Source organism: Azohydromonas aeria, from assembly GCF_009760915.1.
Taxonomy (GTDB): Bacteria; Pseudomonadota; Gammaproteobacteria; order Burkholderiales; family Burkholderiaceae_C; genus Azohydromonas; species Azohydromonas aeria.
Genome location: NZ_VIDQ01000059.1, coordinates 1 through 15,222, shown reverse-complemented (window position 1 = coordinate 15,222; position 15,222 = coordinate 1). Strand labels below are relative to the sequence as shown.

General features: G+C 70.4%; 14 protein-coding genes. 5 read left to right on the top strand and 9 right to left on the bottom strand.

The annotated features are described in order from the left end of the window. Positions 1-20 precede the first annotated feature (20 nt). The 5 genes from FJ694_RS25995 to FJ694_RS25975 all read right to left on the bottom strand — a co-directional run bounded on the left by FJ694_RS25995 (position 21) and on the right by FJ694_RS25975 (position 5,964). On the bottom strand, positions 21-833 hold the full coding sequence (locus FJ694_RS25995; RefSeq protein ID WP_157270277.1) for a formylmethanofuran dehydrogenase subunit C: 813 nt from the start codon (positions 831-833) through the stop codon (positions 21-23). Then, complete coding sequence (fhcD, locus tag FJ694_RS25990; RefSeq protein WP_157270275.1) at positions 830-1,750, bottom strand: formylmethanofuran--tetrahydromethanopterin N-formyltransferase; 921 nt, start codon at positions 1,748-1,750, stop codon at positions 830-832. Before fhcD ends, FJ694_RS25995 begins: the two co-directional genes overlap by 4 nt. Beyond that, positions 1,747-3,435: a formylmethanofuran dehydrogenase subunit A gene (locus FJ694_RS25985; protein ID WP_157270273.1), complete on the bottom strand. Its 1,689-nt coding sequence runs from the start codon at positions 3,433-3,435 to the stop codon at positions 1,747-1,749. Before FJ694_RS25985 ends, fhcD begins: the two co-directional genes overlap by 4 nt. Then, a complete protein-coding gene (locus tag FJ694_RS25980) occupies positions 3,432-4,727 on the bottom strand; it encodes a molybdopterin-binding domain-containing protein (RefSeq protein ID WP_157270271.1) in 1,296 nt (431 codons plus the stop codon). Before FJ694_RS25980 ends, FJ694_RS25985 begins: the two co-directional genes overlap by 4 nt. A 508-nt stretch (positions 4,728-5,235) precedes the next feature. Beyond that, positions 5,236-5,964: a HisA/HisF-related TIM barrel protein gene (locus FJ694_RS25975; RefSeq protein WP_157270269.1), complete on the bottom strand. Its 729-nt coding sequence runs from the start codon at positions 5,962-5,964 to the stop codon at positions 5,236-5,238. Between FJ694_RS25975 and FJ694_RS25970 the strand changes: the two genes are divergently transcribed. The 4 genes from FJ694_RS25970 (at position 5,963) to FJ694_RS25955 (ending at position 10,260) form a co-directional block, all read left to right on the top strand. Continuing rightward, positions 5,963-6,946, top strand: a complete 984-nt coding sequence (locus FJ694_RS25970) for an ATP-grasp domain-containing protein (RefSeq protein ID WP_157270267.1) — start codon at positions 5,963-5,965, stop codon at positions 6,944-6,946. The two genes, FJ694_RS25975 and FJ694_RS25970, sit on opposite strands and share 2 nt — an antisense overlap. A gap of 19 nt (positions 6,947-6,965) precedes the next feature. Further along, complete coding sequence (locus tag FJ694_RS25965) at positions 6,966-8,066, top strand: hydantoinase/oxoprolinase family protein (protein WP_157270265.1); 1,101 nt, start codon at positions 6,966-6,968, stop codon at positions 8,064-8,066. A gap of 1 nt (position 8,067) precedes the next feature. After that, on the top strand, positions 8,068-8,670 hold the full coding sequence (locus FJ694_RS25960; RefSeq protein WP_157270263.1) for an amino acid kinase family protein: 603 nt from the start codon (positions 8,068-8,070) through the stop codon (positions 8,668-8,670). A 624-nt stretch (positions 8,671-9,294) separates the two neighbouring features. Continuing rightward, positions 9,295-10,260: a TIR domain-containing protein gene (locus FJ694_RS25955; RefSeq protein ID WP_157270261.1), complete on the top strand. Its 966-nt coding sequence runs from the start codon at positions 9,295-9,297 to the stop codon at positions 10,258-10,260. Between the two features lie 324 nt (positions 10,261-10,584). On the opposite strand, the gene FJ694_RS25950 is transcribed toward FJ694_RS25955, so the two are convergent. Both FJ694_RS25950 and FJ694_RS25945 read right to left on the bottom strand, forming a co-directional pair. Further along, complete coding sequence (locus tag FJ694_RS25950) at positions 10,585-11,196, bottom strand: carboxymuconolactone decarboxylase family protein (protein ID WP_157270259.1); 612 nt, start codon at positions 11,194-11,196, stop codon at positions 10,585-10,587. Positions 11,197-11,401: 205 nt separating this feature from the next. After that, positions 11,402-12,598: a YbfB/YjiJ family MFS transporter gene (locus tag FJ694_RS25945; protein WP_157270257.1), complete on the bottom strand. Its 1,197-nt coding sequence runs from the start codon at positions 12,596-12,598 to the stop codon at positions 11,402-11,404. A 64-nt stretch (positions 12,599-12,662) separates the two neighbouring features. Here FJ694_RS25945 and FJ694_RS25940 point away from each other — a divergent pair, with 64 nt between their 5' ends. Continuing rightward, complete coding sequence (locus tag FJ694_RS25940) at positions 12,663-13,574, top strand: LysR family transcriptional regulator (protein ID WP_157270255.1); 912 nt, start codon at positions 12,663-12,665, stop codon at positions 13,572-13,574. A 122-nt stretch (positions 13,575-13,696) separates the two neighbouring features. Here FJ694_RS25940 and FJ694_RS25935 read toward each other — a convergent pair whose 3' ends face one another. Both FJ694_RS25935 and FJ694_RS25930 read right to left on the bottom strand, forming a co-directional pair. After that, positions 13,697-14,146 (bottom strand): OmpA family protein, encoded by a 450-nt coding sequence (locus FJ694_RS25935; RefSeq protein ID WP_157270253.1) that lies wholly within the window; start codon positions 14,144-14,146, stop codon positions 13,697-13,699. 122 nt (positions 14,147-14,268) lie between these two features. Further along, positions 14,269-15,222 (bottom strand): TAXI family TRAP transporter solute-binding subunit (locus tag FJ694_RS25930; protein WP_198321001.1); only part of this gene is annotated, 954 nt, incomplete at its 5' end.

Below are 15,222 nucleotides of genomic sequence, written 5' to 3'. Positions count from 1 at the left end.
GTTTGAAGGGGAAAAGTGAGTCAGGCCGGCAGCAGCAGCTCGCCTCGCCCGCCCATGGCGAGGTCGCCGGCCAGGCGCCGCGCGCGCCGCGAAGGCAGCCCGGCGAAGGCGCCGCCGTAGGGCGCCAGCGAGCGCGCCAGCAGTTGCCAGATCACGCCCGCGTCGTGGCGCGTCTCGATGAAGCCGGGCGACGCCGCCGGCGCCGCGCCCAGGCACAGCAGCGTGCCGCGGCGCATGTGAAAGCCCGGATGCGCGCCCAGCGCGCCGCCCACCGCCACGGTGCCGGCCACCAGGCGTGAAGCCGTGAAATCGCCCGCGCCGCCGTGCACCAGCACCAGGCCGCGGCGCATCCGGTCGGCCAGCCGCGCGCCGGCCCGGCCGTGCACCAGCAGCACGCCGCCCTTGACGCCTTCCATGCTGCCGGGCAGCGGCGCGGCGGCGAAGTCGCCCACGTCGCCCAGCACCGTGAGCCGCCCGCCCTGCATCTCGCAGCCGGCGAGCAGCCCGGCGCTGCCGTCGATCACGATCTCGCCGCCGCCCATGCCGGTGCCGACCAGGTCGCCCGCGTCGCCGTGCACCTCGATGCGCCCGGCCTGCAGCTGCCAGCCGATGCGGTCGCAACGCGAGCAGTCGCCTTCGAACACGAGTGAATCGTCCGGGCCGTCGCCGCGCGCCACGGTGAAGAACTCCGCCAGCGGCAGCGCCTGCCGGCCCTGCCACAGCGGCAGGGTTTCAACGGCCGCCGGGCTCAGCCCGGCCAGCTTCGCCGGCAGCAGCGAGCGCAGGTCCAGCCGCAGCGGCGGCGGCTGCATCAGGCTCAGCACCCAGCTCATGCCGTCTCCCCCAGCAGCTTGTGCAAATGGAAATGGAAGGGGCCGAGCTTGCCGCCGTAGTTGCCCGCGGAGATGCGCAGCAGGCCGCTCTCCACGCCCCGCGCCGTGGCCGCCTGCAGCCCGGCGCGCATGGCCGCGGCCACGTCGGCCTCGGACAGCCCGTCGATGACGATCTCCATCACGCAGTCCTGTCCCGGCGCCAGCAGGCTGCGCGGCGACAGGCCGGCCAGCGACGGGCAGAAGGCGTCGTTGGTCGAGGCCATCAGCGTCTTGTACTTGCTGCCGACCTTGGAGCCGGAGCGCACCACGCCGCCGGGAAAGGGCATGACCACGCCCGGCACCTCGCGCATCGCCGCCACCGCGGCCTCGGCCGCGCCCAGCGCCGCGGCCGTGTCGCGCGCGATCAGCAGCAGGTTGCCGCCGCCCACGCCCTTGACCACGGCGGTGGTTTCCTGCGCGACGAACTCGCCGTCCATCACCGGCACGCGCCAGTAGCGCCGCCCGTCGATGACCTTGCTGGTCTGCCAGCCGTCGCCGAAGAAGCGCAGGTTCCTGCCCAGCGCGATGGCCTCGCCCTCGTCCAGCCCGGCAAACACGGCCGTGGTCGGGCAGGTCAGCACGCACTGCCCGACGCGGCGCTCGACCTGCTTGGCCAGCTCCTTGCCGGACATGGAAAAGATCAGCACCGACACGCCCGGGCGCCCGTCCGGCGTTTCCTCCGCCACCAGTTCGCGCTCGATGCCGGCCTCGCAGCCGCAGGCAATGACGGAGGTGGCAAAGCCCGTGGCCGTGACGGCGGCATGGCGCGCCCACTCGACGTTGTGCGCGGTGATCAGCAGCCGCGTGCCCTTCATCGGGAAGGCCTCGGCGAACTCGTCGTCCACCTGGATGCCGTTGACCTGCACGGCCGCCGTCATGCCTGCCCCTCCGTCTCGAAGCACGCCGCCGGCAGCAGCCGCCCGCCGTTGCAGCAGGCGCACAGCTCGTCGCGCCCGATGCCCAGGTGCCGCGGGTGCACGCTGCCGTGGCGCTCGGACCATTTCCCGATCACCTGCGTGATGCTGCGGTCGTAGTCGGGCGTCGTGAAGTGCGTGCCGCCGGTGGGCACCGAGACGATGCGCCCGGACTGCGCCACCAGCTGCCCGTCCTTGAACACCAGCGCCGGCGCCGTGAACATGGCCTCCGGATCCGCCTCGCGCCGGTACACCGCGATGTCGGCGGCCGCGCCCGGCGCCAGCCGGCCGCGGTCCTTCAGCCCCAGCAGCCGCGCCGGACCGGCGCGGGTGACGATGGCGATTTCCTGCAGCGTGTACTCGCGCGTCATGTCCTTCAGTGCCGACTGCGCCGCCACCTCCGGGTGCAGCTTCGCCAGCTGCTCGTCGCGGAAGGCCTTGTCCATCAGCAGCCGGATCAGGTGCGGGTAGCTGGTGAAGGGACCGCCGTTGGGATGGTCGGTGGTCAGCACCACGCGCCACGGGTCCCGGATCAGCAGGAACAGCTCCAGCCCGATCGACCACTGCAGGGCGTTCACGTAGCTCTGCTCGCGGTACCTGAAGGGCACCACGCCGCAGCCGCCCACGCACTCGATGTCGGCGCCGGTCCACTTGCGCGGATGCGCCAGCGCCGCGGTGGCGAGCTGGCTCATGGTGTCGCCCGAGGCCGTGACGGTCTGGCCGAAGATGACCTGGCCGACGTCGATGGAGACGTTCGGGTTCGCGTTCACCACCTCGGCCAGCTGCCGCGCCGCCGACGAGAACTTGTAGGGCCCCTCGGTGCCGTAGCTGTGGAACTGCACGTGGGTCAGGTGCCCGGGGCGGCCCTCCAGCGCGTCGATGGTGGCGAAGGTCGAGGCGATGTTGCCGGCCGCGCCGAGGTTGCTGCAGTGGATGTGCAGCGGGTGCGCCATGCCCAGCTCGTGCACGGCGCGCGACAGCGTCTGGATGACCTGGCGCGGCGTGATGCCCCAGTGCGCGTGCGTGCCGTCCACGTCGAGGCGGCGCTGGTTGAACTTGAAGGCCGAGATGCCGCCCGGGTTGACCACCTTCACGCCCATGGCCTTGGACGAGTCCACGGCCCAGCCGACGTAGTCGCGGATGCGCTCGAAGGGCTGCCCCTCGGCGAGCATCTGCAGCAGCAGCTCCTCGTTGCCCAGCATCACGTAGGCGCCGTGGTCGAGGATGGGCACGTCGCCCATCTCCATGTGCGCGTGGCGCGCGTTGCTCAGCACCATGGCCGGCTCGAAGGCGGCCGTGTAGCCCATCTCGACGTAGCGGTAGCCGGTGTAGAGCGTGCCCGGCGCGCAGGTGCCGCAGGCGTCGAGCTCCAGCGGGTTCACCGGCCGCGGCACCGGGTCGCGGCCGCGGCGGTGGTCCTCGGGCAGCAGCAGCCGCGCCAGGTTGACCTTGCCGCCGCCGATGTGGGTGTGCAGGTCGATGCCGCCGGCCATTACCACGCAGCCCGAGGCGTCGAAGACGGGTGCGCCGGCATCGAGCGCGGCGTCGGGCGCGACGATGCGGCCGTCGCGCACGTAGAGGTTGCCCACCGCGTCCAGGCCGGAGGCCGGATCGACCAGGTGGCCGTTCCTGATGACCAGCGTCGTCATGCCGTCTCGACCCTTTCGACCGACTCGAATGCCGCCGTGATCGCCGCCACGGCCTGCGCCACGCCCGGCAGCGACTCCCCGCGCAGCGCGCGCAGCGGCATCAGCACCGTGCCGTCGGTGCGGAACAGGTGCCCGGCGTGGCCGATGCCCGGCGTCGCCACCGGGATGAACACGCTCTCGGCGGCGCAGGCCGGCGTGTCCGGGTGTCCCAGCACCAGCGTCGGCAGCCCGGCATCAGGCGCCGCCACCGGGTGGAAGGCGCTGACCCACAGCAGCGCGTCCACGTCGCCGCGCGCCAGCAGCAGTGCCGCGTCGTGGCGCAGCGGGTCGTGCTCCAGGCCCAGCGGGGAGCAGTGCGTGCGCGTGGGCAGCCCGGACAGCCACGTGAACACCTGCTGCACGGTGCCGGCGCCGTCGTTGCCGCCCAGCGCCAGCGAGGCGGCGCGGGTGGCGTGGTTGAGGGTGTTGACGATCTGGTGCAGGCTTTCCGCCGCCAGCGCGCCGTGCCCGCCCAGCCGCGCCGGCTCCCACACCAGCACGGCGTAGTGCGCGGCGGCCAGCGCTTCTGACAAGTCCACCAGCGCCGCGTCCGCGCCCGGCACGGGCCGGTTGGCGCACAGCGCCTGCAGCACGGACAGGGTGGTGAACAGGTCGCCGCCTTGCAGCGGCAGCGTCTCCACGCTCACGCCCGGCAGGCCTTGCAGCGCGGCTTCGGGCTCCAGGCCCAGGTACACGATGCGGCGCTGCGCCAGCAGCGAGGTGTCGCCCACGCCGCAGCGGCGGAAGAACTCGGGGAAGTTGTCGCTGGGCCGCGTCAGGCAGACCAGCAGATCGGCGCGGGTGCGCACCTCGGCGAGGGTGGTGGTGAAGCCGCCGCGGTCCTGCAGCGCGCGCGCGGCGGTGAAGAGGGCTGGTCCGTTGGCATGGTCGCTGACGGCGCCGCTGCGCTCGGCCAGGCGATACAGCGCGCGCGCGCCGGCCACGTCGGTGCCCAGGCCGCCGAAAAGCGGCAGCCGGCTGCGGCGCAGCAGCCGCGCCGCCGCGGCCACGGCGGCGTCGAGCGTGGCGGGCTGGCCGTTGATGCGCGGCGTGGCGGCCGTGTCGGGCGTGGCCGTGAACTGCGCCAGGCCGGCGCGCGCGCGCGGGCAGTCGCTGCCGGACAGGCGCAGGCTGCCGTCGGGCTGCGCGTCCACGCCGAAGCCGTCGCACAGCAGGGTGCAGAACGGGCAGGTCCAGGGGGCGGCGGCTGCGGCGGCGTCAGGGGGAGAACCGGTGGCGCGGGCGTCATCCATGGGGCGGCATGTCCGCAAGGGGCATGCCATTGCGGCGCGGCACGGGGCATGCGCCGGGATGCGCCGGGCAGCACCGGGGCGGCGGCTGCGCCGGTGTGTCCCACTGTGGTCCGGGGGTGGGACACAGTGTTGCGGGGGGAGGGGCGGGGCGGTCAGCGGCGGCCCAGCCTGTCCGAGCGAAGCAGGCGATTGCCGGTAGCCGGCTGGCACGGGCGGCCCGCACCCCGATCCGTCATTCCGGCGAAAGCCGGAATCCACGCGCACTGCTACGGCGAAACGGCCGACGCGGGCACGTACGTGCGCTGACCAGCGAGACATGGCGGCGTTCGTGGATTCCGGCTTTCGCCGGAATGACGAAGCATGAGGCGGGGCACCCGTGCTGTCGGGATGCTCGTCGCCCTCAACTTATCCCGGACAGCCATGGCACGGATCGTGTTTCACCGCCCCCATGAAACCCCGGCCGTCAGCGCCCCTTTCCCCTTGCCGGCGAGCCCTCGGAGCCGCCGCTTCAGCGCCCGCGCGGCTTCAGCTTCAGGTCGTGCAGCGCGCTGGCCACCAGCCAGCCGGCGGCGCCGGCGGCGCGCGCGGCCTCCAGGTCGGCGGCATCGCGCACGCCGCCCGCGCCGAACAGCCGCGCCCGCGGCGCGCGCTCGCGCACGGCATACAGCGTGTCCAGGTCCGGCCCGGCGTCGGCGCCGACGCGGTCCAGCGTCATCACGATCAGCTCGCGCGGCCAGCGCCCGGGCTCGTCCCAGGCGCCGGCCGGGTCCATCGGCGCCTCGCCGCGGCGGTCCAGCGACAGCAGCCCGTCGAGCGCGGGAGCGGCCTCGCCGCCGGGAAAGCACTCGGCCAAGGCGTCCACCGAGCCCAAGGACTCCGTGCCGAACACCGGCCGCACGCGCGGCGCGGCCTCGCCCAGCGCGGCCAGCACGCGCCGCGCCGAGGGCAAGTCGCTGAAACCGGCGTCCAGCCACAGCGTGAGGCCGGGCAGGCCGTCGAGCAGGCGCGCCAGCAGCGCCACCTGCGGCGCGCGGCCAAGGATGGCGTCGAGGTCGGCCACATAGAGCAGGTCCGCGCCGGCGGCCTCGCGCAGCGCGCGGGCGACGGCGAGCGGCTCGCTGCTGCCGGGGCACAGCGCCGATTCGATGGGCCGATAGCCCTCTCGCTGGCCGCGCACGGCGCGCACCACCTGGCCATCGAGCAGATCGATCACGGGAACGAGAAGGAAGTCAGTCATGCCAGCCCTGCGTGAGCAGCGTGTGTTCATCTACGAATTTCTCAGCGGCGGCGGCCTGGTCGGCGGCGAGGACGGCGACGACGAGGATCTGCTGGAACAGGGCACGGCCATGCGCGACGCGCTGGTGGCGGACCTGGCCGGCGTGCCGGGCGTTCAGATTAGCGCCGCAACATCCGGGCCCGAAGGTTTCACGAAGGCGCCGAACCTGCGCTGGGTGCGGCCACGCCCCGAGGAGTCGCCGCACGACTTCGTGCTGCGCCAGGCCGGCGCGCACGATGCGAGCTGGATCGTCGCGCCCGAGACCGGGGGCTTGCTGGGCTGCCTGCGCAAGCTGGTCGGGCCGCTGGGCTGGATCGGCTGCGACAGCGCCGCCATCCGCGTCGCCGGCAGCAAGCTCGCGACGCTGGAGCACCTGGCGCGGCTGGGCCTGCCCACGCCGCTGGCGCTCAGCGGCACCGGCGAGGCCACGCGCTGGATCGTGAAGCCCGACGACGGCGCCGGCGGCCTGCACGCCCGCGTGCACGCCGGCGTGGCCGAGGCCCGGGCCGACCTGGCCCAGCGCCGGCGCATGAACGCCAGCGCCACGCTGGAGCCGTGGGTGGAGGGCGAGGCGCTGAGCCTGTCGCTGCTGTGCGGGCCGCAAGCCACCGAGCTGCTGAGCATCAACCGCCAGCACGTGACGCTGGCGGCCGACGGCGCGCTGTGCTTCGGCGGCGTCGCCACCGGCGCCATCGCCCTGGACGACGGCCGCGCTCCCGCGCTGCAGCGCCTGGCGCGCGACGTGGTGCTGGCGCTCCCCGGGCTGCGCGGCTGCGTGGGCATCGACCTGGTCTGGCACCCGGCGCGCGGGCCGGTGCTGATCGAGGTGAACCCGCGCTACACGACCGCCTTCGTCGGGCTGTCGCAGCAGCTGGGCCGGCGCATCGCGCTGGAGGCGCTCCAGCAGTTCTCCTCACGCGCGGAGCTGCGCCATGCGGCCTGAGCCCTTTTCGGCCGGGGCCATGGCATCCCAATCCGATTCCGTTCGGGCTGAGCCTGTCGAAGCCCTGCGGGATACCGTCATCGGCTGGGACATCGGCGGCGCGCACGTGAAGGCGAGCCTGCTCGTGGGCGGCCGGCTGCGCGACGCGGTGCAGTGGGCCTGCCCGCTGTGGGAGGGGCTGGACCGGCTCGATGCCGTGCTGGCGCAGGCGCGCTCGCGCTGGCCCGGCATGGCGCAGGCGCGTCACGCCGTGACCATGACCGGCGAGATGGCCGACCTGTTCGCCAGCCGCGCCGAGGGGGTGGCGTGCATCGCCGAGCGGCTGGCGCAGCAGCCGGGCGCGGGCGTGGGCTTCTGGGCCGGCGAGGACGGTTTCATCGAGTCGGACGACGTGTCGGCGCGCTGGGAGGACGTGGCCTCGGCCAACTGGCTGGCCACCGCGACGCTGGCGGCGCGCAGCGTGGGGCACGGGCTGCTGGTGGACATCGGTAGCACCACCTGCGACCTGATCCCGCTGCTGGGCCGCCGCCCCGCCGCGCGCGGGCGCAGCGACGCGCAGCGGCTGGTGCACGGCGAGCTGGTCTACCAGGGCGTGGTGCGCACGCCGCTGTGCGCGCTGGCGCGGCGCATCGACTTCGAGGGCGTGCCGCACAACGTCATGAACGAGTTCTTCGCCACGACGGCGGACGTGTACCGGCTACTGGGCGAGCTCGACCCCGCGCACGACCAGCACCCCGCCGCCGACCACGGCCCCAAGGATGCACTGTCCACCCGCCGCCGCCTGGCGCGCATGGTGGGGCGCGACGCGGACGAAGGCGGCGAGGAGGCCTGGGCGGACTTCGCGCGCGCCTGGCGCGCGGAGCAGCTGCTGGAGATCGGCCGCAATCTCGACAAGGTGCTGCGCGAGGCCGGGCTGCCGCTGGACGCACCGCTGGTGTCGGCCGGCTGCGGCTGTTTCCTGGTGGAGAAGCTGGCGGCCTTGCGCGGCCGGCCCTGCGAGCACTTCGCGGCGCGGGCAGTGCGGCTGGATGGCGCATCCGACGCCGGGCTGGTGCGTCAGGCGCAGGTGTGTGCCCCGGCCGTGGCGGTGGGGCTGCTGCTGGCGCAGGAGCGCGGTTGAGATGTGGGTGGTGAAGCTCGGCGGTAGCCTGCAGTCCGACCCGCCGCTGCTGCGGCGCTGGCTGGAACTGCTGGGCACGCTGGGGCGTGGCCGGGTGGTGATCGTCCCGGGCGGCGGGCCGTTCGTGGACCAGGTGCGCGCCTCGCAAACCGGCTGGGGATTCGACGATTTGTGCGCGCACAACATGGCGATATTGGGGATGGGGCAGAGCGCGTTGCTTTTGCGCTCGCTTTATCCCTCACTGCAACTGGCGGGGCGGGATGCGGATATTCGGCGGGCGTTGCGGGCGGGGAAGACGGCGTTGTGGATGCCGCTGGAATTATTGAGAGAGCAACCCGACGAACTGACTTCCTGGGATGTCACTTCGGACAGTTTGGCGCTGTGGTTGGCGATGAGGTTGAATGCGGAGAGGTTGGTGGTGGTGAAAAGCTGCGAGGTGGATGGGACGGTTGGTGTCGCATCTCATGTTGAAAGCGGAATTCTTGATGGCCATTTTGCCATTTTGGCAGATCGCGCGGGCTGCGGCATCGATCTCGTGACAAAAGGGCATTTGGGCGACTTTCAAACACTTCTCATTGACGGCTGCCGACACGCACCTACTTGAACCCGTTGCTTGAACATGGGCATCAAAACATTTGTTTCTGCAGCACGCCTGCACTTTCATGAGCACGCATATTGACCAATCATGAGCACCTTGGCCTCATTTACAAAACGAGCTTTCACATGGCAGCCCGATGCTGTCACGACAGGTATTAGGGGCCATTGAACTGACGGCAGAGATATTGAAGGATTTATTTCTTCTCAATCATAATCTGCCACTGTAAAAGGCCGCCTAGTGGTGCGAGTCACACGATCCTGTATTGCTTGAATGGCAGATTCGTGCCCATTGCCGACAGTTATCTCAGTTTCGCCGGCATCCGGTCAGCAGCGAAACCGGCTGTCCAATAGCGGCTAATGAATTACAAAATTCGGCCGGCAGCGAGCTTTGTTGCGCTTTGCTCACGTTGCGACTGCTGCTGGAACTCCGCGCCCATATCAGACAATTGGCGCACAGTCATAAGAAATTTCGTTCGCACCGTCAGCAATGCACGCGAACCTCTGCCGTCCAACAATAAACAACCATGTTTCCAGCAAAAACAATCGCTCTTATATCTTTTTCTCATCGAAATCTTTGTTATGCTGTAGTTTTGAAGCAGGTATTTAAGACTTATTGACGGAGGGGTTAGCCGTGAACAAAAAGGCAAAGCTTTTTATCAGCGTGCCGGATGACCGGCATCTCGATAGTCGTCGCCAATCACTGAAACGCTCAATAATCGCCTTCATTCAAGACAGCGGTTTTGAAGTTATCGGCTTTGAATCAGAGCAGTGGGGCGTGACTACACCGCCTTTATTGAACGATTGGAGCGTGGAGCGAGCATCAGCTTTACTGCGGCGGTGCGATGGAGCGGTAGTGCTGGGTTTGGCACGGTCACATGTCCATGTTTTAAAACCTGGCATCAAAGCCAGAAGCAAAACAACATTAATCTCTCAACCTCAACCAACACCATACAATCACCTTGAAGGTGGGCTCGCCATCTCTCTTGGCCTCCCTGTCCTGATCTTACTTGAGGAAGACATGGATCGAAGCGGGCTCTTTGCCAGCGGAATCAAACCATCAATTATCCCAAAGAACGTGGCCGAACAATGGGTAAATTCGTCCAGTTTCACGAATCACTTTAATGCATGGGCGGCGGTTGTGTGCGGACGCCGAGACGTTTTTTTAGGCTACTGCAGCAAGGCAAGCCCAGTTGCCATGGAGATTCGAGATTATCTTGAAAATAATAACTTTTCTGTTGTTGATTGGAGTAGGGACTTCAAGCCATCAGGCGCCACGATCCTTGAAGAAATCGAGCGAGCCTCCGAGCGCTGTCGTTCCGGAATTTTTCTGTTTACAAAGGATGACGAAATACAAAACATATCGACAGGAAAGGCATCATTTGACGCCATCCCGCGCGACAACGTTTTGCTTGAGGCAGGCTTCTTCACTCGCTCTCATGGAAAAGGCCGCATAGCAATAATTCGAGAGGCTGGCGCCAAGATGCCTGCAGACTTTGGTGGAATCATTTATATTTCTTTTAATGATCGCAGTGACTTGGTGGCCGCAAAAGAAAAATTAATTGTTTTTTTAACCGAGGCGCTTGGAAGGGGCGACTAGAGTGCTTGGTTGACGATCTGTCAACCAAGCTCGCACGCCATCAGATCCAATTATCAGAGTTATGTTTTTGTTTCCGATGAGTTGTTTTTAAGATCAGTGCTTTCTGGTCTTAAATAGACGATAGACGCATCAACAATCAGCCATCTCTGATATTTGCCTCGGGCACGAGTGGGCTGGTGATGCTGACGACCGACCGTCCGCAACCGGTCTTGAAAAGCCGATCGGAAAGGCAGGCTGTCCGCCCGTATTTGGCCGGAACCTGCCAGTCAAGCGGTATACGAGTTTGCGACTCTCGCCACTAGCACCCTATCGGCGAAGCATTTGCTACAGGGGATGCGCTGTCAGCCCCTGCACTCCTGAAACTGGCCGTGACGGCGTCCTCCCCACATTCATCATCCAGGACACCATCACGAAATACCCGATCAGCGTGGAAAGCTCGACCACCCCCGCCTCGCCGAAGCATTCCACCGCCCGCCCATAAGTCACATCGCAAACCCCGTTGCGACGCAGCAGTTCCGCGGTGAAATCAAAGGCCACCTGCTCATTGCCTTGTAAACCCTCCGGCCGCGCCCCGACGCGGATGGATTCCAGCGCCTCGGCCGACACGCCCGCCGCGCGCGCCAGCGGCTCGTGCATCACCCATTCGAATTGATTGCCCACTTCGGCCGCCGCGGTGGCGATCACCAGTTCCCGGATGCGCGCCTCCAGCGTGCCGTTGAATCGCAGCACCTCGCCCAGTTGCGCGACGCGGTCCAGCAGGGCGGGGGTGCGCAACAGCGGGACGAAGGGGCCGTAAACGCCTTTGCGCGGGCCGTCGATCAGGGCCTGCGCGGCGGCGCGCTGCTCCTCGGTCAGGGATTCCAGCGGGGGCAGGGGCAGGCGCTCGGGGCCGGTGCCCTGGGGAATGATGCGGGGGACGGGTTGTGTTTCGGTCATGGTTGGAATTTCCCTGGATGCGTGTTTTGGGAAGTTTGAAGGTTCCTGGATGGCGGCTGCTCGGCTGGAGCGTTCATCCTTCGATACCTCAGGACGAACGGAATTCACGGCCTGTCGGATTCACCCTTCGATACCTCAGGGCGAACGGATCTTGGAGGCTGCGGTTCAAGCACGGGCTGTTTCGCATGGTTTGATTGACCACCTGTCAATCCTCCTGCCGCGCCAGCCAGATGGCCGTGCCGACGAGCAATAGCGCCGCCAGCGCCAGCGTCGGCTCGGTGCCGTTGCCGCCCGTCAGCCGGGCCACGCCCAGCGCCACCAGCGGCCCGGCGATCTGGCCGGTGGCGAAGGCGGCCACCATGCGCGACAGCAGCGGCGCCGGGTGGTGCGCGGCGCGGGCGCGCGCCAGCTGCAGGCCCGCCATGGTCGCGACCATGAAGGTGCCACCCACCGCCAGCGCCGCCGCGCCGATGCTCCAGCCCGAGAGGCTGAACAGCGGCAGCAGCACGCCCAGCGCCATCAGCCCATGGCAGAAGGCCCAGACGTCGAAGAGCCGGAAGCGTTTCAGCAGCCGCCCGGCAACCAGCGTCGAGACGGCCGCCGCCAGCCCGAAGGCGGGCCAGGCCAGGCCGAACAGGCGCGGGTCGTCCACCAGGGTGCGCGCCATCGCCGGCAGATAGGTCGCCGGCAGGATGTAGCCGAAGCCGAAGGTGCCGTAGGCGATCACCAGCCCCCGGTTGCCGCGCGGCACGCCGCCCAGTGCGGGCTGGGGAGCCGCCGCGGCGGGCGCCGCGGCCGGGGCGGCGTCGCGCTTCCAGGCCCAGGCCACGGCGACCAGCGCCGGCACGGCCAGCAGGCCCAGCTCCAGCCACAGGGCGGCGGCGCCGTCGCCGGCACGCGTCACGCCCAGGCCGCCGGCGCCCATGATCCCCAGGCCCACGCCCGCGTACACCCAGCCGCCCCATTCCGGCCGCCCGCCGCGCGCCAGCGCCGCGATGGCCCAGGCGCTGACGCCCACCATCACCCACGCGCTCAGCACCCCGGCGGCGCCGCGCAGCAGCAGCCAGGCCGGGAAGCCGTGCAACACGCCGGCCCCGGCCGTCACCAGCGCCGTGCCGACCAGGCTGCCCAGCACCAGCCGGCGCGGATGCCGGGCCAGCCGTGACGCGGTGAGCGCGCCCACCAGGTAGCCCAGGTAGTTCACGGCGGCCAGCCAGGCCCCTTCGGCGCTGCCGATGAAAGCTTCGCGCTGCATCAGCGGCAGCAGCGGCGTGAAGGCGAAGCGGCCGATGCCCATCGCCACCGCCAGCGCCAGCGCGCCGGCCAGGCACACCAGCCACAGCGGCGTCGCGGCCGCCTCGGCGGCGGGCAGGGAAGGGGCGCGGGTGGCGGTGCTGTCCATGCCGCGATTGGACCCGCTGGAAAGCATCCGCACAAATGAATAATCGAGAACTACCATTCTCGGGATGAGAAGCCTCGACCTCGAATCGCTGGAAATCTTCCGCACCGTCGTGCGCGAGGGCGGCGTGATCCGCGCCGCGGCGCGCCTCAACCGCGTGCAGAGCAACGTCACCACGCGCATCAAGCAGCTCGAAGAGCGCCTGGGCGTGGCGCTGTTCCGGCGCCAGGGGCGCTCCCTGGTGCTGTCGGCCGAGGGCGAGGGGCTGCTGGTGCATGCCGAGCGGCTGCTGCGGCTGGCCGACGAGGCCGAGACGGACGTGAAGACCGGCCCGGCGCGCGGGCCGTTCCGGCTCGGCTCGCTGGAGAGCACGGCCGGCAGCCGGCTGCCCTCGCTGCTGTCGCGCTACCACCGGCTGCACCCGGGCGTGGTGATCGAGCTGTCCACCGGCACCACCGGGGCGCTGATCCAGAAGGTCTCGGACTACCGGCTGGAGGCCGCCTTCGTGAGCGAGCCCTTCAATGCGCCGGGGCTCAGCGCGCGGCCGGTGTTCGAGGAGGAGCTGGTCTTGATCACCGCCCGCGACCACGCGCCGGTGACGCGCGCGGCGGACTTGCGGCGCGCCACGATCCTGGCCTTCACCCAGGGCTGCTCCTACCGCAAGCGGCTGGAGGACTGGTTCGGCGCCGCCGACGTGCTGCCCGAGCGGGTGCTGGAGTTCGCCAGCTATCCGGCCATCGTCGCGTGCGTGGCCGCGGGCACCGGCTGCGCCATCGTGCCGCGCTCCGTCCTGAAGTCGCTGCGCGCCGCGGGCGACGTGGCCGCGCACCCGCTGCCCGATGGCGTGCGGCGCAACCGCACGCACCTGGTCTGGCACGGCGAGGCCTCGCCGGCGCTGCGGCGGCTGATGGCGCTGCTGGAGTCTGGGGATGGGGAGGAAGCGGTCGTGCCGGAACAAGGTGCCGCCATCAGCCGGTAGGCCCGCTTGCGGGCCGAACCCTGTCCCGGCCGCGAATTCGGCCTGCAAGCAGGCCTCCTACCGGCTCCGGCCAGCCACCCGTGGCTTCACCAGCTGAAGCCCAGCAGCGGCATCACACCGCCTCACTTCATCATTCGCACCCCCTCGAACTCCACCTCGGCACGCCGGTTCAGCGCCCGGCCCGCGGCCGTGGCGTTGTCGGCCACCGGCGCGGACTCCGAGGCCGAGGCGGTGCGGATCATCTGCGGCGACAGTCCCTTGCCCACCAGGTAGCGGCGCACGCTGTCGGCGCGCTGGCGGCCCAAACGCTCGTTGTAGGCGTCGCTGCCGGCGCTGTCGGTGTGGCCGGTGGCGGTGACGGTCTTCCAGGTCACGTCGCCCAGCTTGGCCACCTCGGCCAGCAGGGCGTCGCGGTCGCGCGGGTCCATGCGCACGCTGTCGGGCCCGAAGTGCGCCACGGCGCGCACGCGCACCGCTTCGGGCGTGCCGTCGTTCTGCGCGGCGGCCGGCAGCGCCGCCGACAGCGCGGCCAGCAGCGGGACGAGCACCAGGCGGGAAGCGTTGATCAGCATGGCAAGCGGCTCCTTGGTAAGGCAGTGAAGGGCGGACGGCGTCGCCGTCCCGGGGACGGCCCCGTGTCGGCGCCGCCGCCGGGCGGCGCCCGCGCCGGGTCCGGGCGCGTGTCGGAAGGGCTTCATCGCGGCAGCTCCGGCGTTCGCGCCGCCAGGGCCGGCGCCGGGTCCGGGTCCGGTGCGCAGTCGCGCAGCGCCGCCTCCGCCGCCGCCGCGTTGGGCCAGCTGGTGGGCAGGCGCCGGCGCGGGTCGACGCCGCGCCAGGCCGGGTCGAGGCGCGCCAGCAGCGGCAGCCGCCGGCACAGCGCGGCGGCGAAGCGGCCGAGCGCCGCGTCGGCCTGCGGCGTGCGCCGCCCGCCGGTGACGAGGAAGGACATCAGCGCCGGCGCCGGCAGCGGCGCGTCGAGCAGCCCCGGCGCGAAGCCTTCGGGCCGCAGCCGCGCCGGCAGGAAGGTGTCCAGGACATGCCGGCTGGTGGGATGCCGCGCATCCAGCGCCAGCAGCCGCAGCGCGCGTGCCTGCGCCGCCGGCAGCGCGGCCAGCGGCGGCGCGGGCTGCGGCGCCACCAGCACCACCGCGTCGAGCTCGCCGCGCAGCAGCGCCTGCAGCGCGGCGGCCTCGTCCAGGTCGTCGCCGGGCGCGCCCGGCAGCGGCGTGCCGAACATTGCCTCGTACAGCGTGCGCGCGCTCAGGCGCCGCGCGCCGGCGCCGGGGCCGGCGTTGATGCGCAGCCCGCGCAACTCGTGCAGGTGGCGCAGCGGCGAGTCGGCGCGCACGAGCACTTGCACCTCGTGCATGGACAGCGGCGTCAGCACTGCCAGCGGCGCAGCCGCGGACTGCCGCGCCAGGCGCAGCGCGTCGTAGCGCGCCACGGCCAGGCGCGGCTGGTCCACGTCCAGCCGCTCCAGCATGTCGGACCAGCCGCGCGCGGGAAGCGGCAGCGGGGCCGGGCCGTCCGCCTCGCCCAGCGCGGCGGCCAGCGTGCGCGCCAGCGCGGCGGCCGCCGCATCCGCCGGATCGGCCACCAGCGCCAGGGGCGGCGCCGCGACGACCGGCCCGGCTGCGTTACCGGCATG

What these genes read in the sequence shown, in the direction of transcription:
- fhcD (WP_157270275.1), bottom strand. Translation starts at nt 1,750, where the DNA reads ATGACGGCGGCCGTGCAGGTCAACGGCATCCAGGTGGACGACGAGTTC.
- FJ694_RS25950 (WP_157270259.1), bottom strand. Translation starts at nt 11,196, where the DNA reads ATGACCGAAACACAACCCGTCCCCCGCATCATTCCCCAGGGCACCGGC.
- FJ694_RS25960 (WP_157270263.1), top strand. Translation starts at nt 8,068, where the DNA reads ATGTGGGTGGTGAAGCTCGGCGGTAGCCTGCAGTCCGACCCGCCGCTG.
- FJ694_RS25995 (WP_157270277.1), bottom strand. Translation starts at nt 833, where the DNA reads ATGAGCTGGGTGCTGAGCCTGATGCAGCCGCCGCCGCTGCGGCTGGAC.
- FJ694_RS25970 (WP_157270267.1), top strand. Translation starts at nt 5,963, where the DNA reads ATGCCAGCCCTGCGTGAGCAGCGTGTGTTCATCTACGAATTTCTCAGC.
- FJ694_RS25975 (WP_157270269.1), bottom strand. Translation starts at nt 5,964, where the DNA reads ATGACTGACTTCCTTCTCGTTCCCGTGATCGATCTGCTCGATGGCCAG.
- FJ694_RS25935 (WP_157270253.1), bottom strand. Translation starts at nt 14,146, where the DNA reads ATGCTGATCAACGCTTCCCGCCTGGTGCTCGTCCCGCTGCTGGCCGCG.
- FJ694_RS25985 (WP_157270273.1), bottom strand. Translation starts at nt 3,435, where the DNA reads ATGACGACGCTGGTCATCAGGAACGGCCACCTGGTCGATCCGGCCTCC.
- FJ694_RS25945 (WP_157270257.1), bottom strand. Translation starts at nt 12,598, where the DNA reads ATGGACAGCACCGCCACCCGCGCCCCTTCCCTGCCCGCCGCCGAGGCG.
- FJ694_RS25940 (WP_157270255.1), top strand. Translation starts at nt 12,663, where the DNA reads ATGAGAAGCCTCGACCTCGAATCGCTGGAAATCTTCCGCACCGTCGTG.
- FJ694_RS25965 (WP_157270265.1), top strand. Translation starts at nt 6,966, where the DNA reads ATGGCATCCCAATCCGATTCCGTTCGGGCTGAGCCTGTCGAAGCCCTG.
- FJ694_RS25980 (WP_157270271.1), bottom strand. Translation starts at nt 4,727, where the DNA reads ATGGATGACGCCCGCGCCACCGGTTCTCCCCCTGACGCCGCCGCAGCC.